The sequence below is a fragment of the Streptococcus penaeicida genome, assembly GCF_002887775.1.
Classification (GTDB): Bacteria; Bacillota; Bacilli; order Lactobacillales; family Streptococcaceae; genus Streptococcus; species Streptococcus penaeicida.
On record NZ_LOCM01000109.1, the window covers coordinates 1 to 3,317 of the forward strand.

1 rRNA gene is annotated in these 3,317 nt (G+C 47.7%); it reads left to right on the forward strand.

The annotated features are described in order from the left end of the window. Nucleotides 1-320 precede the first annotated feature (320 nt). Nucleotides 321-3,218 (forward strand): 23S ribosomal RNA (locus tag AT575_RS10485). Nucleotides 3,219-3,317 lie beyond the last annotated feature (99 nt).

Sequence of the window (3,317 nt, forward strand, 5' to 3'; positions counted from 1 at the left end):
AGATTATCTATTTTCCTAAGAAATTAATCTCGTGTTCAACTAGATAAATGATATTTGAATACGAACCTAAACTTACTAGAAATAAGTCAAAACCATCTCGTGTCTAAGGACACATCACTGGTTTGTTCCTTATTTTACGCAAGTTTTACGACAAGTCGTACCGGTTCTTAATATCATAATAGTCCATTGAAAATTGAATAACTATATCAAATTCCACAATCATGAAAATGATTGTAGAAAAGTAACAAGAAATAAACCGAAAAAAAGATAAACGCGAACATATTNAAAAAAAATTAAGAAGGTCGAAAGACTGGAAATAAGGTTAAGTTAATAAGGGCGCACGGTGGATGCCTTGGCACTAGAAGCCGATGAAGGACGTGACTAACGACGAAATGCTTTGGGGAGCTGTAAGTAAGCGCTGATCCAGAGATGTCCGAATGGGGGAACCCGGCATGTAATGCATGTCATCCATGACTGTTAAGGTCATGAGAAGGAAGACGCAGTGAACTGAAACATCTAAGTAGCTGCAGGAAGAGAAAGCAAACGCGATTGCCTTAGTAGCGGCGAGCGAAACGGCAGGAGGGCAAACCGAGGAGTTTACTCCTCGGGGTTGTAGGACTGCGACGTGGGACTTTAATTTAATAGAAGAATTACCTGGGAAGGTAAGCCAAAGAGAGTAACAGCCTCGTACTTAAAATTRAATTGAGCCCTAGCAGTATCCTGAGTACGGCGAGACACGCGAAATCTCGTCGGAATCTGGGAGGACCATCTCCCAACCCTAAATACTCTCTAGTGACCGATAGTGAACCAGTACCGTGAGGGAAAGGTGAAAAGCACCCCGGGAGGGAGTGAAATAGAACCTGAAACCGTGTGCCTACAACAAGTTCGAGCCCGTTAATGGGTGAGAGCGTGCCTTTTGTAGAATGAACCGGCGAGTTACGTTATGATGCGAGGTTAAGTTGAAGAGACGGAGCCGTAGGGAAACCGAAGTCTTAAAAGGGCGGCATAGTATCATGATGTAGACCCGAAACCATGTGACCTACCCATGAGCAGGTTGAAGGTGCGGTAAAACGCACTGGAGGACCGAACCAGGGCACGTTGAAAAGTGCTTGGATGACTTGTGGGTAGCGGAGAAATTCCAAACGAACTTGGAGATAGCTGGTTCTCTCCGAAATAGCTTTAGGGCTAGCGTCGATGTTAAGTCTCTTGGAGGTAGAGCACTGTTTGGGTGANGGGTCCATCCCGGATTACCAATCTCAGATAAACTCCGAATGCAAGTAGATATAATCGGCAGTCAGACTGCGAGTGCTAAGATCCGTAGTCGAAAGGGAAACAGCCCAGACCACCAGCTAAGGTCCCAAAATAATTGTTAAGTGGAAAAGGATGTGGGGTTGCACAGACAACTAGGATGTTAGCTTAGAAGCAGCTATTCATTCAAAGAGTGCGTAATAGCTCACTAGTCGAGTGACCCTGCGCCGAAAATGTACCGGGGCTAAAACAATTTACCGAAGCTGTGGATCCCGTAAGGGATGGTAGGAGAGCGTTCTATGTGTGAAGAAGGTATACCGTGAGGAGTGCTGGAACGCATAGAAGTGAGAATGCCGGTATGAGTAGCGCAAGACAGGTGAGAATCCTGTCCACCGTAAGACTAAGGTTTCCAGGGGAAGGCTCGTCCGCCCTGGGTTAGTCGGGACCTAAGGAGAGACCGAAAGGTGTATTCGATGGCCAACAGGTTGATATTCCTGTACTAGTATGTAAAGTGATGGAGGGACGCAGTAGGCTAACTAAAGCGTGCGACTGGAAGAGCACGTCCAAGCAGTGAGGTGTGGTATGAGTAAAATGCTTATACCTGATACATTGAGCTGTGATGGGGAGCGAAGTTAAGTAGCGAAGTTAGTGATGTCACACTGCCAAGAAAAGCTTCTAGCGTTTAATTGCATACTACCCGTACCGCAAACCGACACAGGTAGTCGAGGCGAGTAGCCTCAGGTGATCGAGAGAACTCTCGTTAAGGAACTCGGCAAAATGACCCCGTAACTTCGGGAGAAGGGGTGCTGTCAGCGATGACAGCCGCAGTGAATAGGCCCAAGCAACTGTTTATCAAAAACACAGCTCTCTGCTAAATCGTAAGATGATGTATAGGGGGTGACGCCTGCCCGGTGCTGGAAGGTTAAGAGGAGGGTTTAGCGCAAGCGAAGATCTGAATTGAAGCCCCAGTAAACGGCGGCCGTAACTATAACGGTCCTAAGGTAGCGAAATTCCTTGTCGGGTAAGTTCCGACCCGCACGAAAGGCGTAATGATTTGGCACTGTCTCAACGAGAGACTCGGTGAAATTTTAGTACCTGTGAAGATGCAGGTTACCCGCGACAGGACGGAAAGACCCCATGGAGCTTTACTGCAGTTTGATATTGAGTATCTGTACCACATGTACAGRRTAGGTGAGGAGCCATCGAGAACGGGACGCCAGTTTCGTTTGAGGCGATGTTGGGATACTACCTTGTGTTATGGCTACTCTAACCCGGATAGGTTTATCCCTATCGGAGACAGTGTCTGACGGGCAGTTTGACTGGGGCGGTCGCCTCCTAAAAGGTAACGGAGGCGCCCAAAGGTTCCCTCAGAATGGTTGGAAATCATTCGCAGAGTGTAAAGGTATAAGGGAGCTTGACTGCGAGAGCAACAACTCGAGCAGGGACGAAAGTCGGGCTTAGTGATCCGGTGGTTCCGCATGGAAGGGCCATCGCTCAACGGATAAAAGCTACCCTGGGGATAACAGGCTTATCTCCCCCAAGAGTTCACATCGACGGGGAGGTTTGGCACCTCGATGTCGGCTCGTCGCATCCTGGGGCTGTAGTCGGTCCCAAGGGTTGGGCTGTTCGCCCATTAAAGCGGCACGCGAGCTGGGTTCAGAACGTCGTGAGACAGTTCGGTCCCTATCCGTCGCGGGCGTAGGAAATTTGAGAGGATCTGCTCCTAGTACGAGAGGACCAGAGTGGACTTACCGCTGGTGTACCAGTTGTCTTGCCAAAGGCATCGCTGGGTAGCTATGTAGGGAAGGGATAAGCGCTGAAAGCATCTAAGTGCGAAGCCCCCTCAAGATGAGATTCCCATGATTTAATATCAGTAAGAGCCCTGAGAGATGATCAGGTAGATAGGTTAGAAGTGGAAGTGTAGTGATACATGTAGCGGACTAATACTAATAGCTCGAGGACTTATCCAAAAATAAGTAACTAAGGACGTTAAAAAAAGCGTAACAATTTAGGAAAATGGCGTAGAGACTACGGATCTCAAGACATTTTATCTAATTGACTAGCTTTTT